General features: G+C 34.5%; 15 protein-coding genes. 4 read left to right on the top strand and 11 right to left on the bottom strand.

The annotated features are described in order from the left end of the window. The first annotated feature begins 16 nt into the window (after positions 1-16). Together NHE85_RS08575 and NHE85_RS08570 are read left to right on the top strand one after the other, a co-directional pair. Positions 17-775: a C40 family peptidase gene (locus NHE85_RS08575; RefSeq protein WP_252811613.1), complete on the top strand. Its 759-nt coding sequence runs from the start codon at positions 17-19 to the stop codon at positions 773-775. Positions 776-806: 31 nt separating this feature from the next. After that, positions 807-2,849, top strand: a complete 2,043-nt coding sequence (locus NHE85_RS08570; protein ID WP_252811612.1) for a ComEC/Rec2 family competence protein — start codon at positions 807-809, stop codon at positions 2,847-2,849. A 9-nt stretch (positions 2,850-2,858) separates the two neighbouring features. On the opposite strand, the gene NHE85_RS08565 is transcribed toward NHE85_RS08570, so the two are convergent. The 5 genes from NHE85_RS08565 to NHE85_RS08545 form a co-directional block, all read right to left on the bottom strand. Further along, the gene (locus NHE85_RS08565) at positions 2,859-3,326 is read right to left on the bottom strand and encodes a thioredoxin family protein (RefSeq protein WP_252811611.1); all 468 of its coding nucleotides are present in this window, start codon (positions 3,324-3,326) and stop codon (positions 2,859-2,861) included. Positions 3,327-3,437: 111 nt separating this feature from the next. After that, on the bottom strand, positions 3,438-3,899 hold the full coding sequence (locus NHE85_RS08560; RefSeq protein WP_252811610.1) for a thioredoxin fold domain-containing protein: 462 nt from the start codon (positions 3,897-3,899) through the stop codon (positions 3,438-3,440). Between the two features lie 45 nt (positions 3,900-3,944). Then, positions 3,945-5,816, bottom strand: coding sequence for a peptide MFS transporter (locus tag NHE85_RS08555; RefSeq protein ID WP_252811609.1), 1,872 nt, complete (start codon positions 5,814-5,816; stop codon positions 3,945-3,947). A gap of 92 nt (positions 5,817-5,908) precedes the next feature. Further along, complete coding sequence (locus tag NHE85_RS08550; protein WP_252811608.1) at positions 5,909-7,639, bottom strand: peptide MFS transporter; 1,731 nt, start codon at positions 7,637-7,639, stop codon at positions 5,909-5,911. Between the two features lie 37 nt (positions 7,640-7,676). Beyond that, a complete protein-coding gene (locus NHE85_RS08545; RefSeq protein WP_252811607.1) occupies positions 7,677-9,851 on the bottom strand; it encodes a S9 family peptidase in 2,175 nt (724 codons plus the stop codon). Between the two features lie 163 nt (positions 9,852-10,014). On the opposite strand from NHE85_RS08545, the gene NHE85_RS08540 reads away from it, so the two are divergent. Together NHE85_RS08540 and NHE85_RS08535 are read left to right on the top strand one after the other, a co-directional pair. Then, positions 10,015-11,367 carry a hydroxymethylglutaryl-CoA reductase, degradative gene (locus tag NHE85_RS08540; protein WP_252811606.1) on the top strand — a complete coding sequence of 451 codons (1,353 nt, stop codon included), beginning with the start codon at positions 10,015-10,017 and terminating at the stop codon, positions 11,365-11,367. Further along, complete coding sequence (locus NHE85_RS08535) at positions 11,345-12,265, top strand: GYDIA family GHMP kinase (protein ID WP_252811605.1); 921 nt, start codon at positions 11,345-11,347, stop codon at positions 12,263-12,265. Before NHE85_RS08540 ends, NHE85_RS08535 begins: the two co-directional genes overlap by 23 nt. Positions 12,266-12,271: 6 nt before the next feature. On the opposite strand, the gene NHE85_RS08530 is transcribed toward NHE85_RS08535, so the two are convergent. The 6 genes from NHE85_RS08530 to NHE85_RS08505 form a co-directional block, all read right to left on the bottom strand. Continuing rightward, entirely contained in the window at positions 12,272-13,339 is a 1,068-nt protein-coding gene (locus NHE85_RS08530; RefSeq protein ID WP_252811604.1) for a glycosyltransferase family 9 protein, read from the bottom strand. A 229-nt stretch (positions 13,340-13,568) separates the two neighbouring features. Beyond that, a complete protein-coding gene (locus NHE85_RS08525; protein ID WP_252811603.1) occupies positions 13,569-15,674 on the bottom strand; it encodes a peptidylprolyl isomerase in 2,106 nt (701 codons plus the stop codon). A gap of 103 nt (positions 15,675-15,777) precedes the next feature. Next, entirely contained in the window at positions 15,778-17,043 is a 1,266-nt protein-coding gene (locus NHE85_RS08520; RefSeq protein WP_252811602.1) for a hemolysin family protein, read from the bottom strand. Between the two features lie 7 nt (positions 17,044-17,050). After that, the gene (locus NHE85_RS08515; RefSeq protein WP_252811601.1) at positions 17,051-17,242 is read right to left on the bottom strand and encodes a hypothetical protein; all 192 of its coding nucleotides are present in this window, start codon (positions 17,240-17,242) and stop codon (positions 17,051-17,053) included. 3 nt (positions 17,243-17,245) lie between these two features. Further along, positions 17,246-17,797: an LPS export ABC transporter periplasmic protein LptC gene (gene lptC, locus NHE85_RS08510; protein ID WP_252811600.1), complete on the bottom strand. Its 552-nt coding sequence runs from the start codon at positions 17,795-17,797 to the stop codon at positions 17,246-17,248. Between the two features lie 3 nt (positions 17,798-17,800). After that, on the bottom strand, positions 17,801-19,162 hold the full coding sequence (locus NHE85_RS08505) for a lipopolysaccharide assembly protein LapB (RefSeq protein WP_252811599.1): 1,362 nt from the start codon (positions 19,160-19,162) through the stop codon (positions 17,801-17,803). Positions 19,163-19,169 lie beyond the last annotated feature (7 nt).

Raw genomic sequence — 19,169 nt, 5'->3', positions numbered from 1 at the left:
TTGAAACAATAAAGATTTGAAAAACCTCGCATCCATATCCCTGTTTTTGCTTTTGATGATTTCCGTGAAATCCTCAGCGCAAATTATCACTTCAAAGAAAGAAGCCCAGAAAAAGGGAGTTTATTCTTATACTGAAAAACAAGAAGCCAAAAAAACCAGTGCTAAGGCTACAGTAAATAAAGATGCTGTAGTTAAAGAAATGGCATCTCTCAATAATAAAGAGATAGTAGCTTACGAACCGGTATCCGGCAAAGAATTAAGCAAAGGAGGCCCTAACAAATATGAAACTCCTTCCGTAAAAACAAATCCTATAAAGAAAAGCCATGCAATTATCTTAGAAGATAAAGATGATCCTGACTTTACTCCTGCTCCCAATGAAAATTATCTTGCTGTGCAGATAGTGAATAATGCTATGGAGTTTGAAGGTGTTCGTTACAGAGGCGGCGGCACTACAAAAGCCGGAATGGATTGTTCGGGAATGGTATATGCAACATTTCAGATTTTTGACATTACCCTGCCAAGAAGTTCATACGACATGGCTAAAGCAGGAAAAGAAGTAAAACTTTCTGAAGTAAGAAAAGGCGATCTTTTATTCTTTAATAATAATAGGCGCAGAAATGTTATAAATCATGTTGGATTGGTTACAGAAGTTACACCTGAAGGCGAAATCAAATTCATTCACGCATCTACAAGTTCAGGCGTAATTATATCATCTATGAATGAGCCTTACAATGAAAGAACATTTGTTCAGGCTAACAGGGTTATAGAAGATTAATTAAAATCCATTTAAATTAAATTTTATTATAGTGCGTTTCAATACTGACAGTTTGCCGGCATTGAAATATCCTATTGCAGTCCTTACCTTATTTTTAGCTTTAGGCATAATTATCGGGGATTTTTTTAAACCCTCACCTGAAACATCTCTTATTGTATGTTCCTTTACATTTATTATTTTAATTATAGCTTATTGGCATTCTAAAAAAACATTCTTACCTAAACCTTATTTTGGTATTGCCGCATTTTCATTCATGCTTGCACTGGGCTCGCTGATACAAATATTGCACTATAGCCCAAATAACAAACTACATTACAGCCACTATTTAAAAAACACGGATAATGTTATAAAAGGTATTATTTTAGAACGCTTAAAGCCTAATAATTATCAGGAAAAATATTATTTAGAAGTTGTTTCGGTAAACAAAAAAAAGACAAGAGGAAAAATTTTACTGACAACAGCAAAAGACAGTCTGAAAACTCTCCTGTTTCCAGGTGATATATTTATCATTGCAGACACTCCTACAGCTATAGCAAAACCTTTAAATCCAAATCAGTTTGATTATGCTGCTTATATGGAAAAACAGGATATTTTCTATCAACTGCAACTCAGAAGCAATTATATAAAAACCGGAAGAAAATATAATTTCAATTATTATTTAGGTTTACTTCGATTTAAACTTTCAAATAGTTTTAAAATACACAATTATAGTACTACATTACAAAACACACTTAATGCACTTTTGCTGGGTCAGCGGCAGGATATTGATACCGCAACCAACAATAGCTATAGAGATGCAGGTGTGATGCACATTTTAGCAATATCCGGATTACATTTCGCTGTACTTTTTTACGCCTTAATAAATATACTCAAACCATTAAAACGCTTAAAAAATAAAGGCAAGATTATACAGCTTATAACTATTCTTATTTTACTTTGGGGATTTGCATTTATAACCGGACTGTCTGCATCGGTAGTGCGTTCAGTTATTATGTTTAGTTTCATAAGCATCGGAAAGTATCTTAATCGTCAAACCCCAATTTATAATTCTATAGCAATTTCAATGCTTGTATTATTAGTTGCGAAACCCGGTTTTATTTTTGATGCAGGTTTTCAGCTTAGTTACTTGGCAGTATTTGCAATTGTCTGGTTTGAGCCTTTTTACCAACAATTAAAAACATCAAAATTCAAAGCTGTAAATTATTTTCGTGATACAGTATTAGTTTCATTATCTGCTCAGGTAGGTGTACTTCCCTTAATATTGTTTTATTTTAAACGTTTCCCTTTATTGTTCCTGTTGGCAAACTTAATTGTTATTCCATTATCAAATATAATCTTACTACTGGGGCTCATTGTTCTATTATTAAATTTCATATGGATAGATGCCACATTACTATTAGGAAAACTGTTAGGATTTGTAGTGACGCTCATGAATTTGTTTATAGCCTGGATAGCGTCTTTTGAGAGCTTTATTATAAAAGATATTCCTTTTACGCTGCTTTTGACCTGTACATTATATATAGTTATATTTCTTTTTGGTTTGTGGATCTATAAAAAGAATTTTATACGGACAGTTTTCTTTTTAGTCTCAATATTACTTCTTCAATGTACATATACATTAACCGTTTTGGAGACAAGAACTAATCAAGAACTGATAGTTTTTAATGATTACAAAAATACCAGCATTGCATTAAAACAAAACAACTCTATTACATTTATAAGTGATGACAGCCTAATGCCGGCCAGTAATTTGGGGCGTGATTATACAAGAGATAATTTTAATCTTCCGGTAAACTTAAAGAAAAAACAAAATATAATTTGGTTCAACGGAAAAAAAATACTCCTGATAGATAAGGACTGCATTATACAGAATATAAAACCTGACATAGTAATACTAACCGAATCGGCAAAAATAAACCTGGAGCGTATTATAAAGCAATATAAACCCAGACAGGTAATAGCAGACGGCACAAACTATAAAACTAAGCTAAGTCAATGGCGGGCTACGTGCAGAAAAGAAAAAATCCCTTTTCATGCCACAGCCGAAAAAGGATTTTACAGAATTGTTGAATAGCAATAACTATTATGTTTTATTAACCATTATTTTATTAGCCCCTTCAAGCCATGCCGAAGGCCCTCCGGCAACATAGCCGCTGCTGCCTCGTGGCGCAAACTGAATCTTGCCTTCACTGGTCATTACAACATCAGTGATCCATACAGTGGGATAGCCCCTTACTTTAAAAAAGTTATTTAACTGAGCATTTTGCTGCTTAAGTTCGTCAGGTTGTGGTGTCCTTCTCGGAAAATCAAGTTCTACCAGAATAACATTCTCTTTCGCCCATTTTTTAAATTCGGGAGTTTTAAAAACTTCTTTTTGAAGCTTCATGCACCAACCACACCAGTCGCTTCCAGTAAAGAAAAGAAACAAAGGTTTATGGGTTTTATTAGACAAAGTAATCGCTTTACTAAGATTAGTATGCCATTCTGTTTCCTGTGCCTGCAGTGTTATAGTACCTAAAGCAATAAATAGTAGTATAAATATCTTTTTCATGCTATCTAAATTTTAATGAGCCTAATTTAAGAAAAGAAATAATATTACTTAAACAAAAAAAGCCCTTTCCGACAAAAAGGCGAAAAGGGACTTTATATATAATTAAGATAATTACTTAGACTTAAGTGCTTCCAGTAACTGTGAAGGCTGATAATATCCTACAATAGGCTCTTTAACATCGCCTTTAGCATTAAATACTATCATAGAAGGATATGCTCTTATTCCTAAAAACATAGCAAATTCGTGTACTGCATTTCTCCCTTTACGATCAGGATTGTATTGCGGATTAGTGTACTTTTTGCCTTTATAATTTATTTCAGAATTACTTTCTGCATTAAACTTTACAGCATAATAGTTTTCACTTATATACTTTACAACCTCTGCATCATGAAAAGTATTTTTATCAAGCATTTTGCATGGGCCGCACCAATCAGTAAATACATCCATAAAAATAGGCTTTGCTTTCTTCTTTTGAGCAGCAAGAGCTTCATCCATGCTCATCCATTTAATTTCCTGAGCCTGTGCAGTAAGAGCACCAAGGGTAATAACCAGGGCCAAAAGTATTTTTTTCATATTTAATTAAAGTTTACGGATAGTTTTCAAAAACAGTGCCGAAAATTATTTTACGCCGTGCATTAGTTTTTTAATTGGTTTATTAAGTAAAATTGAGACAATTCCTACCGACACAGCAACAATCATAATAATAAAAAAGAAAGTACCAATACCTTTTTCATTTGCTATGTCTGTAGACTTTTCACCTATAATTCCTGCTACTTTATTAGCTATAGCTATAGCAAGATACCAAACTCCAAACATAAATGCAATCATCCTGCCAGGAACTAACTTACTCACGTAAGAAAGACCAACTGGAGAAATACATAACTCACCCATAGTATGAAATAAATATACAAATACCAGCCAAAATATGCCTACAGAAGCAGATTCTACTCCCGGAGCGATATTTCTACCTCCATAAGCAATAAAGCCCATTCCAAGACCGAGCAGAATCATACCGATACCAAACTTGGTATTTGCTGAAGGATTATATTTACTTCCCCACCATTTAGAAAATAGAGGTGCAAGTGTAATAATAAATAATGAATTTAGAACATTAAACCAAGTTGCAGGAATCTCTGTAAGCTTCTTTGTAACTTTATCTATCCTAAGTATTTGAAGTGTATCATCAGAAAGTTCAAGGTAACCTGCAGTATAAAAATCATTTGTCAACATCCATAAAGTTATAATCCATATCACTACAAAACTTATACTTAGAAAGATGTTAGCTAAAGCATAGTTTTTAAAGGTCTGCTTAAAAAGTAAATAAAGTACCCATGTGATTATAGCCAAGGGTACTAAAGCAATTAGAGAATTTACTATTAAAAAGGCAAGACTAGCACCTCCTGTTAATACCCTATCTGTATAGTCTCTTGCAAAAATGGTAAGCGTGCCGGGAGCCTGTTCAAAAACTACAAAAAAGCAAAATGTTAGCGTTGCAAAAAATGTGACAGCTATTAATTTTTGTCGGGTAATAGGCGAGTATCGATTTAACCTATACACTAAGAGTATAAAAAATAGCAATAAAGCTCCAAGAATTACATAATTTGAAAAATCATATGCTCCAACTTTAAGAAAATTTACAGACCCTTCAGATATTTTAGATACAGGATCATTAATAACCCACGTAAGTCCTAAAATACTACAAGCTGCTATTACTAATAATTGCCAAGCTTTAAATGGAACTCTTTTATCATTATCTTTTTTAAACTCTACATCTTTTGGATCTGCTATATTTGTATTAATTTCCATTGCATCCGAGTTTGCTAAAGCAAGTTCCTCAGCTGCTTTAGGTTTTAAACCTATATCACCAAAAATACTTTGGGAAAAATAGAACTGTAAAAGTCCGAAAAACATAAAAATACCCGCTAAACCAAAACCGATACTCCAGCCTACTTTTTCTCCTAAATACCCACATAGTAATATTCCAAAAAAAGCACCAGCATTTACACCCATGTAGAATATTGTATATGCCCCATCTTTTTTCTCTGGTACATCTTTATACATTTCAGAAATAATAGAAGTCATATTAGGTTTAAAAAAACCAGTACCAAAAACTAAGAAAGCTAATCCAAGATAAATAAAAAATGGAGTCTCGACAGCCATACAAGCATGACCCAATGTCATTAAAAAAGCACCTACAATAACCGCCCAGCGATAACCTATCATCTTATCAGCAAAATATCCCCCTAACATAGTAGACAAATACACTAAAGCGGTATATGAACCAAATAATGCATATGCATGTTCCTGGGGCCAACCCCATCCTGGACTATCTCCAAAAATAGACGCTGTTAAAAACAGTACCAAAAGAGCACGCATTCCATAATAAGAAAAACGCTCCCACATCTCTGTAAAGAACAATACAAAAAGCCCAGCCGGATGACCGAGTACGTTTGATTTAAAAAAATCCTGATTTGTAGTAGTTATAGCCATTTTTTTATTTTAAAGGCGACAAGATACTATTAAAATAGCAGAAAGCCATTGTAAAATGGCTTTCTGATCAAAATATTTTATTCATAAAACATTTATCTTACCCCGTGCATCATATTAATTAATTTTTTACTAAGTATAAATAATATTACTGATGCCACTCCGGCCATACCTACAAATAACATAAAAAAGTCGTATAGGTTTGCAATGGAAAAGCCCATAAATTTCTTAATATTTTCTATTTGCCTTTGCGTCAATTCCTTAATAATTTCATCCTTTAGCATTTCATCTTTCGCTGCAGAAAAATTTATTCTTTCAAAAGGAATAACTTTTTGCCCATTAATTTCCGGTGCATTGGTTTTTTCAAAACCTTCAGGAAATAACTGAAGTGCCTTAGACGATTGCACATTTTCAACATCTGAAACAGCAACAACGGCTTCCGGATAAAGTTCACTTAATGTTCCCGCAAATTTGTTTGCTGCTGCTGTACTTAGAAACCACACACCCATAAGCAGCGATGCAAATTTTACTGGCGCAAGTTTGTTCACCATGGAAAGCCCTATAGGAGAAAGACAAAGCTCTCCAAGAGTATGAATTGTATATAAGCTTACCAGCCACATCATACTTACCTTAACTCCTGGCTCTAGGCCTTTAACGCCAAATGCAATTACGAGATACCCCACTGCCAATAGAAATAAACCTATTGCCTGCTTGTAAGGTGATGCCGGCTCCATGTTTTTACGCCCAAGTACACCCCATAACCAAACAAATATAGGAGCAAAAACAACAATTGCTATAGCATTAATAGATTGAAAATATGAAGCAGGTACAATTGTACCAAAAATTTTTCTGTTAGTCTGTTCTTCAGCGAAATAAGTCAATGAGGCACCAGCCTGTTCAAATGCAGACCAGAAAAATATAACAAAGAAAGCCACAATATATATTACCCATATCCTTTGCCTTTCAATTTTTGTTAATCCAGGATCAGATATTATATAACCAGGAGCAGCAAGTGTAAGAGAAAAAATAAAAGCTCCTATAAGATCTTTATCCAATGCAAAATATAGCGCTATTAGAAGTAAAACCCATATAGTACCCCATGTTAAAAGAGTCTTTTTAGAAACCGGTACGGAAATCACATCATCTTTTTTCGCTTCTCTCGAACTATTGGGAGCTGCACCAATCTGTTCACCTTCCGGAGTAACTATATATTTATTTTTAAGTATGACAAAGAAAATAACACTTATAATCATTCCTAAGCAAGCGAGTAAAAACCCCCATTTAAAATCTGCCGGATTACCTGTATCGCCAAAAAAACCACATAATAATGGTGCAATAAAAGCACCAAGGTTAATACCCATATAGAATATCGTAAACGCAGAATCTACTCTTTTATCTCCCAAGGGATAAAGCTGGCCAACCATTGTGGAAATATTGGGTTTAAAAAATCCGTTCCCAAAAATAAGAAATCCAAGACCAGTGTACATCATTATACTTGCAAACCCTACTTCTTGATAAAAACTACCAGATAAAAACATGAAAAATTGACCTATTGCCATTATAATACCACCAATGATGATGGATTTTCTGTTTCCCCAATATCTATCTGCAACGTACCCTCCAATAAGTGGAGTAAGGTATACTAAACCTGTATAACTTCCATAAATTTGCGATCCCAGGGATTTATCGAATAATAAAGCTTTTGTCATAAAAAGGATAAAAAGAGCACGCATCCCATAGTAACTAAAGCGCTCCCACATCTCTGTGATAAACAAAACATAAAGCCCTTTCGGATGTCCTGATTTAACCTGATTTTCTGTCATCATGTGATTTTAAATAGTTGTTAGTAATTGATATTATTATTTATAATTTCTCTTTAATGAAGTTAGTCATTTTAGTATAAAGCTGCAGTCGTGTTTTGCCACCATAAATACCGTGATTTTTATCAGGATAAATAGCCCAGTCAAATTGTTTGTTTGCTTGTACTAATGCTTCCACCATAAGCATGGTATTTTGCAAATGTACATTGTCATCTGCCGAACCATGAATTAACAGATAAGAGCCCTTAAGCTTGCTTACATGATTTATTGGTGAATTATCATCATATCCCGAAGCATTTTCCTGTGGGGTTTGCATATACCTTTCTGTATAAACCGAGTCATAAAAACGCCAGTTAGTTACCGGAGCAACCGCAATAGCCATCTTAAATACATCGTTACCTTTTAAAATACAATTAGACGACATAAATCCGCCATAGCTCCAGCCAAATATACCTATTCTTGAAGGATCTACATAACTGTACTTTCCTATGGTCCTTGCAGCATCTATCTGGTCTTCAACTTCATATTTACCAAGTTCCTTATAAGTTACTTTCTTAAACTCAGCACCTTTAAAGCCAGTACCACGACCATCTACACAGGCAACAATATAACCTTGCTGAGCAAGCATCATAAACCAGTAATCGTCATATCCGTTCCAGTCATTATTAACCTGCTGAGATCCCGGACCACTGTACTGATACATAAATACAGGATATTTTTTGTTAGGATTAAAATCCTTTGGTTTAATCATCCATGCATTAAGCTGTTGTCCTTTTTCAGTATTCAGCACCATAAACTCTTTAACCGGAAGATCAAATGCAGCAAGTCTTTCTTTAAGAGCATCATTATTTACTATAGATTTTATCTGCTTACCGTCTTTAGCACTATGCAGCGAATAAGAAGGAGGGTTTACCGAACTTGAATATGAATTTATAAAATATTCAAAATTTGGACTAAAAGTGGCGTTATTAGTTCCTGCATTAGGTGTAAGCCTGACTTTATTTTTCCCGCTAAGGCTTATTCTGTAAACATCACGGTTAATAGAGCTTACCTCGGTTGACTGATAGAAAATATTACCCGTTTTCTCATCAAATCCGTAGTAAGCAGTCATTTCCCACGGCCCTTTAGTAACCTGATTTATAAGCTTACCCGTTTTAGCATATAAATAAATATGGTTATAACCATCTTTTTCGCTTGTCCATATAAAACTATTATCCTTTAAGAAAGTTAGATTATCGGTAATATCAATATATGCCTTGTCTTTTTCATTAAGTACTACTTTTGCGGCGCCACTATCTGCATCCACAAAAATAAGGTCAAGATCATTCTGATGCCTGTTAATTACCTGCACACTTAACGTTTGAGCCTCGTTCGTCCACTTAATGCGCGGTATATAAAAATCATTATAATTACCCAGATTAATTTGTTTTGTAGTACCGGTTTTTACATCATATATATGTAATGATACCAAAGCATTTTTTTCTCCTGCTTTAGGATATTTAAACACATACTGGCTTGGGTATAATCCGGTATTATACAAATCCATTGAAAATTCCGGAACTTCAGTTTCGTCAAAACGAATAAATGCTATTTTATCTCCTGTATTATTCCAGTCATAAGCCCTTACAAATGCAAACTCTTCTTCGTACACCCAATCGGTAATACCATTAATTATAGAATTTCTTATACCATCTTTAGTTATTTGTACTGCATTTTTTGAAGCTACATCAAACACATAAAGGTTATTCTGAAAAGAATACGCTACTTTAGAGTTATCCGCAGAAAAAGTAGGTTCCTGCACTTTTCCATCTGCTAATTTTGTTAGTGATTTAGCAGCTATATCATATATATAAAAGTCAGCAATAAAAGAATGCCTGAAAATCTGAATGGAATTTGTAGCCAGTAATATCTTTTTTTCATCAGGGCTAAATGTATAGCTGTCTATACCGTTTTCCAGCTCCCTGAAACTTTTAGAGTCAACAAGCGTACTTATTTTGTTAAGAGTAGCAAAATCATACAGGTCTAAAGTAGCAGTACCTGCACTCCAGTCAGCATTAAGCACTGTGTAATGATTGCTCTTTTTCATTGCCTGAAGATCATCCATAACCTCCGGCCTGAATGCTCCTCCCCATATTTGTTCAAGTGTAATTTTTTGCTGTGCAGCTACCGGCATTACTGCCAGTATAAATAAGAAAAGTAACCTTTTAATGTATTTCATTTTGCAGTTGATAAAAAACTCCCAATTTTAGTAATTTTTTATGAATAATCTGTCCTTTTTTTTGTTAAATGCAGGAATTGATAAAATAGCTAAAATATAATTTTAGCAAATGCATTGTCTAAAGCTTATCTTTGCACCTCATTATTATTTTAAGCAACTGAAAATGAGCAAAACAATAGCAGGGTTTTCTAAATTCTCCAAAGAACAAAAGATTGAATGGATTGCCAACGAATATTTTTCGGCACCTGAGGAAGCTATTTCACTGCTAAAAAACTATTGGAACACTAATACCAGCCTTCAGAAATTGCACGATGAATTTATAGAAAACACCATAACCAACTTTTATCTGCCATTAGGTATAGCACCAAATTTTGTTATTAACGGAAGAGAATATACAATTCCAATGGCTGTAGAGGAAAGCTCTGTTGTAGCTGCAGCCGCAAAAGCTGCAAAATTCTGGGCTAAAAGAGGCGGCTTTAAAGCTACTGTAATTAATACAGAAAAAATAGGCCAGGTACATTTTATTTTCAATGGAGATTTTGGAAAATTGTCTTCCTTTTTTAATAAAATCAAAGCGCTATTTTTTGAAGGAACGCAGGATCTTACAAAAAACATGCAGGCACGCGGTGGTGGCATTCTCGATATTGAATTGAGGGATAAAACTGCAGATTTAGCAAATTACTACCAGCTCCACGCTACCTTTGAAACAAAGGATAGCATGGGTGCCAATTTTATAAACTCCTGTCTGGAACGCTTCTCTAAAATATTAAAAGAAGCAACTTTAAATGAGGATTCATTTACTGAAGATGAAAAACACATTGAGGTAATAATGAGCATACTTTCCAATTATGTACCGGGATGTATTGTAAGAGCAGAGGTATCATGCCCGGTTGAAGAGCTTCATGAAGATGCAAGCGTTAGTGCTGCTGCATTTGCAGATAAGTTTCTTACGGCAGTAAAAATTGCTGAAATTGAACCATTCAGAGCGGTGACACATAATAAAGGCATTATGAATGGTATAGATGCCGTTGTGGTTGCAACAGGTAACGATTTCAGAGCTGTAGAAGCAGGCGTACATGCTTATGCTTCAAAAAGCGGGCAATACAGCAGTCTTTCACACGCAAAAGTAGAAAATGGCATTTTTACTTTCTGGATGGAAATACCTTTAGCATTAGGTACCGTTGGCGGACTAACCACTTTACATCCTTTGGTGAAATTCTGTCTTGAAATGCTTGGTAAGCCTTCAGCTCCGGAATTAATGCAGATCGTAGCCGTAGCAGGCTTAGCTCAGAATTTTGCAGCTTTGCGATCGCTTACTACAACAGGAATACAGCAGGGGCACATGAAAATGCACCTGATGAATATTCTTAACCAGCTTGGGGCCAATGACCCGGAAAAAAAACAAGCTATAAAACATTTTGAAAAAAACACAGTAAGCCATTCGGCAGTCGCTGATTATATAACCGATTTACGTAAAAATGACCCAAGCAAAATTGAAGAAGACTTTTTACAGTAATGGTAAACTCTTTTTAATTGGAGAGTACACCGTAATTGATGGCTCTGAGGCTTTTGCTTTACCTACAATTTACGGTCAATATTTATATGTTGAAAATACGGAAAACGATTTTATCGAGTGGAAAAGCTACGATGCCGACAAAAGTTTGTGGTTTGAAACAAAGCTTACGACCGATAATATCCGAAAAGAGGTGAAAACCGGCAACAAGGTTACAGATATCCTTATTAATATTCTTCACATCGCTGACAAACTTAATCCTTCAATATTACAGGAAAACAACGGATATTCTATATCTACTCTGTTAACATTCTCCAGAAACTGGGGACTGGGAAGTTCTTCTACACTTATCAATAATATTGCACAATGGTTTGAGATTGATGCTTATAAATTATTAGCGGAAAGTTTTGGCGGAAGCGGTTATGATATTGCATGCGCGCAATATAATACTCCAATAATTTTTCAGAAAACAGAAGATAAACCAAAAGTAAGGTCAATAGAATTCAACCCCGATTTCTTAGATAAATTATATTTTGTCTACCTGAACAAAAAGCAGAACACACGTTCTTCTGTTGCCGCATACCGTGAAAATGCAAAAGACATCCCATTACTTAACGAGCAGGTAAATACAATTATTGAACAAGCATCAATAACTAATAATTTCGAAACATTTTGCACTTTACTTAACAAACACTCAGATTTAATGAGCAAGCCTTTACAAATGAAAACTATTAAAGAAGAGCTTTTTCCAGACTTTAACGGAACCTTAAAAAGTCTTGGTGCCTGGGGTGGTGATTTTATTCTGGCTGCAAGCGAAGAAAACCCGACTCAATATTTTAGATCGAAAGGGTATGAAACTGTTATCCCCTATTCAGATATGATTTTAAAAAAACAGGAATAGCAAACCCTAAGCATATTGTAAACTGCCCGGCTTATCATTTTTAAGAAGAATAGTATTTAATACTGTAATGCTTTTATCTATTGTATCACAATTAGTATCAATTGCCACACTATAATTACCATAGGGTGCATACTTTTGAGGATCGGTTACAGAAAACAGACCTATAGTAGGCGTTAATGATGACGATGCCAAATGCATTATACCGCTATCGGCACCAATAAAAGCAGATGTATTTGCGATCACTGCAGCTATCTCCCTCACATCTTTACTATAAAAAGACGGTGCCCTGAATCCTATTTTAGATATATTCTCAACAGGCAGGATTTCTACAAAATTATAATCAGGAAATTCTGCAACAAGCCTGTCATAATATTTACCCCACCATTCTTCAGAGTAGCACTTACTGCCTGTGGCGTAAGTAAAAACAGATACAGTTTTTTTATCGTTGGGCACAAGTTTTTTAAGCAGTTTCTTTCCTGCACTAAGTTCTGCTGCTTTAAGTTTGAGGTCTAATAACGGAACAGCATCCTTATTTTCATTAAATCCGAGCATAGTTAAAAAATACCTTAAATTATAAACCGGATTTTTTGCCATATGCCTGTAATCACTGTATTTATTAGCAAGTTCATCTACATATTCCCCAAAAAATTTATTTTTTGAAGTAACGAAATTTGTTGAAAGCCTGCCGGATGAAGAATCTCTATCAATATTAATTACAAGATCGTACCTGTATTTTTTTAAAGAAACCCATACCTTTCCATACTTTAAAAGCTTTTTAAAAGGTTTTTTAGGCAGTTTTATTATACGGTCAACATTTTTGTAATTCTTAAATAAAATTGGAGCTAAACCTCCTTTTACAAAAAGATCTATTTTACAATCCGGAAAAGTATTAGAAAGTTCCTGGATAAGTGGTGTAATGAGTAAAAGATTGCCTAATCTGTGGTTAGGCCTTGCAATAAGCACCCTTTTTATCATTACAGTAGTACCCGGATTTTTAATAACACGGGATCTGCCAACATTTTTAGTAAGGCCTTTCATTATTCTTTTCCTTACTTTATTAATTTGTTTAAGCATACTTCCCTGATTTAATTTTTAAAAATCTGTTTTATACCAAAAGTTATCATTACGGCAAAAATAGCAAGCTTATTTTAGGAATTTCTTACCAAATTCATAAATAACAAATTATTAACTCTTAATTTACATTAGATTTATAAAGCCGGATCTTATGTGTAGTATATTGCTAAAGTATTTTAAAAGAAAAAGCCGGCAATAGCCGGCTTTTTCTTTTGTTTGTTTATATTTCTTAATTGAAGTTAGATCTGTCATCTTCAATATCAGCATTTTCTTTAAGAGCAGCAGAAAGCCTTCCTTGTACCTGCTGTCTTCCTTCACCATTTAATCTGGCAGTAAAGGCAGTATAATTAGGCAACGCAGCCGCTTTAGAAATAGTTTTGGTTTTTATCATAAATACACCCAGCTTACCGTCTATAAGTCCTGATGTTTTTCCTTCACCCAATCCGAATGCTTTACCAACGACTTTTGGCTCCGGCCCCACATTTGCAATTGTAGGGTTAGCAAGAGAAACGTCAACTGCATTTGCAACAGTAGAACCTGTTTTTTGAGCTACAGCCTCAAGAGTTGTACCTTCCATCTTCTTTCTGATCAGTTCCGCTTTTTTCTCGTCACGAAGAATTGGCAATACAGAAATTTTAGCTTCTTCCATTGAAAGAAGTCCTTTTTTGTTTATTGCTTTCACTCTCACGATTGCATGCCCCTGAGGGATATCAAATTTCTTAACATCACCTTCTTTAGCATCTTTAGAAAAAGCCCATTTAACAATAGCTCTCTGACTTCCTATCCCCTGAATATTTTCATCGTTAGCCATAATTTTGTTTGCAGGAACAACAGTTAAACCCAAATCTTTAGTAAGATCTGCAAATGATTTCTCTTCTGCATCCATTTCCAGTTTTGTGGCTTTGGTAAATACCTCATCAGTTGTAGCCTCAGACGGCTCAATTCTTTGTGCAATAGTAGCAAGCTGTACCGCTTCATTTTTACCGGTAACTTTAATTACATGGTAACCAAATTCTGTCTCAACAACACCTATAGTACCTACAGGATTATTGAATACAAAATCATTAAAAGGCTTAACCATTTGGTTAGGAGTGATATTATCATACTCACCACCTGTATTTTTTGAACCCGGATCATCTGTATTAGCCATTGCCAATGCAGCAAAATTATCAGGATTAGCTTTAGCCTGTTTTAAAAGGTCATCAGCTTTAGCTTTAGCTTCCTCTTTAGTTCTTGTTATAGAAGGATCCGGAGCTTTACTTCCTTTGTAAGAAATAAGGATATGGCTTGCTTTTGCAGTAGCATTTCCTTTTTTATCTATCATTCTTGTAAGCTTGTAATATCCGTTATCTACATACGGCCCAAAAACCTCTCCTTTGTTAAGATTGTAAATTTGCTCAGCAAATTCTATAGGAAGTTGTTTTTTAGTTACATAAGTTGAATCATATTTAATGTCTGAATTTTTATTTACAAACTCTTCAACATTAGTAACTTTCGCAAATCCCGGAATAGTATCATTGCTTTTAGTCTCATCGTTATACTCCACCCTCGGACTTAGCAAACCATTAATCTGACTTTTCATCTCAGCTTCATCAGCAGCAGACGGTTTGTTTTCAATTAATACATATTCAAGATCGCGGGATGCTTCCGCTTTATATTTCTTTTCGTTTTTCTTCATGTAAGCCGTAAGCTCTTCATCAGAAACTTTAACCTGATCATCATTGATTGTACTGTAAGGAACAAATACATAATCAAAAGTAACCTTGTTTGCTTCAGCTTCGTATTTTGCTTTACCATCGGCGTCTGTAGCGAAAAATGCTGCTTTAACCATTGTCAGGTAAAGTTGTTTTTTAGCTGCGTTTTCTACAAGCCCCTTATTTTTCTCAATCATTTGCCATTGAGCAGGATTTGTAGTTTTCATGTTCACTAAAAACTCATTGAATTTAGCTTTGTCAAATTTACCAAGCGCATTCTGAAACTGAGGATTTTGAGCAACCTGCGGATCCTGAGCATATACGTTAAAGATGTGATCTTTACCTACTCTCAAACCTGATTTCTCATATCTTTCTTCAAAAAGAATATTATCAACTTCCTGGTTCCATACAGCATTTGCAGCCTGCGTAGGGCTAATTCCCTGTTGCCTTGCCTGTACATCATTTACTTTTTGTAAAAAATCCTGCACAGGAATATCTTTACCGTTTACGCTGCCTATGTTTCGGGAAACCCCAAAACCGCCACTTTTTATAATATCAGCTATTATAAAAGCCAGTAATGATAGACCTATAACTAGTATCAGAACTAACGAACGCTGCCTAATTTTTGATAAAACCGCCATTTTTATTGTTTGTTAAAATTTTATATCAGTGGGCGAAAATACAATTATCTGTTTAATAATAAAAGTAGTGGCGATATATTTTCGCAGGAAGATGCATTTTTTTTTATTTATCCTGTAAAGGCTCAATTTTTACAAGCTCTATCTTTTTATTTGAAGCCTGTTCAATTAAAATCTCAAAGTTTTCAAAAGTAAGTTTTTCTCCTGCCTTTGGTATTTCTTTAGCATTATGAACTATAAAGCCTCCAAGTGTAACATAAGAATCACTTTCCGGAATATTCAGATCATATTCTTCATTAATATATTCTACATCAAGCCTTGCTGAGAAAAGATAAGCTCCGTTCGCTAATACCTCCTCTGTAAGTTCTTCTTCTTCATCATGCTCATCTTCAATTTCACCAAAAAGCTCTTCTATAATATCTTCAACTGTAACTATACCTGCCGTACCCCCGTATTCATCCAGAATTACAGCCATACTTTTACGTTTTCTTGTAAGCACGTTAAGAAGCTCTTTTATATATATAGTTCCCGGGGCATATTCTATAGCTATCATTATTGAAAGAATTGATTTTGGCTTTTTAAACAATTCAAAAGAATGAATATAGCCTACAATATTATCTATTGAGCCCTGATAAACAATTATTTTAGAATACCCTGTTTCTATAAAAAGCTCCCTTAACTCTGAAATTGAATCATTTATTTCAACTGCAGCAATTTCTGTTCTCGGAGTCATTATATCACGGGCTTTCATATCAGAAAATTCCAGCGCATTCTGAAATATTTGTATTTCAGAATCCACCTCTTCCTGAACATCAGCCCCATTAAGCTGTTCTGTAATATAAGTACCTAATTCGCCACGGCTAAAAAAAGCTTTTTGGGTATCTCCCTGCGTGCGGAGAATGTTTACCAATATAAAATCTGAGATAGCAATAATAAATTTTGAAACCCAAAAGAAAAGGCAATAAAACATATACGCAGGCAAAGCAAAAACCTTGATTAAAGTATTTGCATATACCTGAAAAAATATTTTTGGAATAAATTCTGCCGTTAACAACAGTATGAAAGCAGATATTGCAATTTGAAGCAGTAAGCTATAAAAAGCATGCACATTATCTGCTGAAGAAAAAAACCACCGCATAACAGCATTACCAATAAAATAAGAATACAATACCAAAGCAATTGTATTACCTATAAGCATAGAAGTAATAAACTGAATAGGATTTTCTGTTAAACGTGTAAGGATTTTCGAAATAATGGTAGATTGTTTTTTCTCTACCTCAAGATAAACTTTATTAGACGAAATATATGCTATTTCCATCCCTGAAAAAAAGGCCGAAAGGAGCAAACATAATATTATCGTTATTGTTTCCATATACTATCTAGGTATCTTTCCCACTATTCTGCTGTTTTTTTGCAAACCTCATCCTAAAGAAAAACATAAACACTGCCAGGCCTGCAAAAAGAAAACTTATAATATAATTTTTCCCGTTTTGCATATTTATAATACCGTCAACAATAAAAAAGGCTGCAACAGCCAGATATATGTAAGATACAACTTTTAAATACTTCATTATTTATTCTTCAACATTACTAATAAGCCCGTTATTCTGCTGGGCATTAAACACTTTAAAATCTTTACTGAAATCTACACCGGGACCCTCTACATAGCTATCTTTCCCATCAGTAAATTTAAATTTTTTTTCAGTATAAAACCACTCATTCTTCTGATCATAATATAATTGCTGCGTTTCCAGAACCTGCCCTTCACTGCTTGTTATTTTTACATTACCCTGCAAATCTATAATATCAGTTTTTGCATAAGTAATAGCGTAGTCTGCCTCAACGTAGCTTTTCTTATTATTAACATCAAACAAAGTTACATGAACCCCTTTTGGAAATTCATTAAATCCGTATTCAAGATTAGAAAAATCCAGCATTAACGGACTCACAAGTATAGCTTTAACCTTGCCAGAATCGGTATATTTTAAGTTTATATTTTCGGTTTCTCCCGATGGACTAAAAGCAACACTGTTAATGCGCTGCACATCTTTAAAATTGCTTTCGCATGAGCACAGCAATAATGTAAAAGCTATAATTATTATACCTATGCCTCTATACAGTTTCATTAATTACAATTTAGGTAAAGTAACTTTTTCGTTTATCCAGCAGCCAAAGGTAATATCGTCGCCCCTTCTTTTTCCCATTGCTTTTGCCTCTTCTTTAGACGGGAGGTTTTTTTCGTATCGCTTAACCGCAGCAGCTACCGCTGCTTTATATTTAGGCTCTGCAACCTCAGCTTTTTTAGCAGTGTCAATAGCAAGGTAATTAAGTGTTTTACGTTCAAAATTATTTAGTCCGCATTCGTCATTTGCAGGAACAGTTGCATACATTTCGGCAAGCATAAGATATGCCTGCGCATTTTTAGGATTTAGGGTTATAGTTTTTTGAACATATTTTTTAGCAACCGCTTTATCTGTATTTTTATGAGATGAAGCTATCTGATAATAAATATCCGATTTTCTTTCGGAATTTGCCTCCATTGATGCCGATTGCTCCAGGTATTTTAAAGCATCTTCTTTATTGCCTGTTTTTAAACCGATCATGCCCAGGCGATAAGCAGTATCTTTAGTAGGCTTTATAGTATGCAAAGCAACCGCGCCTTTTTGCAGTAGTGCAGATTTAAAACATTTCTTATCATATAATGCATTTACCATAGCATCAATCCAGTTATAATCATTTTTATGATCTTCATAGCTTTTGCCATAGTAAGCTTCCAGTTTTTCACAGGAAACATAATCCCTGCTTTGTTTCTGAATAACCTCAGCTACATTATCCAATGCATCGATAATATATTCTGCATCTGCAACAAACTGAGTTTCCACATCAGTCAGCATAGCTGTTTCCTTTTTTTTCAGGAGAGTTTGTTTATCTTCGGTAATTTTATTCTTAGCAAAAGCAACCTGAGTGCTTATTTCTCCATACTTTTCAAAATACTGTTCATCAGTCATACCTTTTCCGGATTTAAAATCATCCAGAACCATATAAAAATAAGCCAGGATAGAATTGAAATCCATAAAAGCCTGCCTGTTTTTATTAAAAGAAGCGGTAAATGCTTTATAAGCTTCTGAAGTTGTGATCAGCTTGTTATCCAACTGAAGCTGTGTTTTTTTTACATCAGCCCCGCTTGACGGAAAATTAACAAACTGTTCGTTATAAAGAGCTGCCAGATCTTCAACCATTGCTTTTCTCTCCTCCGGAGTCTGTGCTACTTCAATTTCATATTTAAGTATTGCTTCTCCGTAAACATAAAGGTTTTCATTTACTTTTGGGCATTTTACTCTAAGTTCTGAAAGCAGCTTGTAAGCATCATTATATTCTTTTATAAGATACCTGCCCTCAAACACCTTAAAATTATCTTCGCATTTATACGTAACCTGTGCTGCTGCCGAAAGGCTTAACACACATATAAAAAAAGCCCATAGTGTTTTCATAACCTGA

The sequence above is a fragment of the Flavobacterium sp. NRK1 genome (assembly GCF_024054175.1).
Lineage (GTDB): Bacteria > Bacteroidota > Bacteroidia > Flavobacteriales > Flavobacteriaceae > Flavobacterium.
Note: the sequence above shows the minus strand (reverse complement) of the source record. Positions and strands in the feature narration are given on the sequence as shown.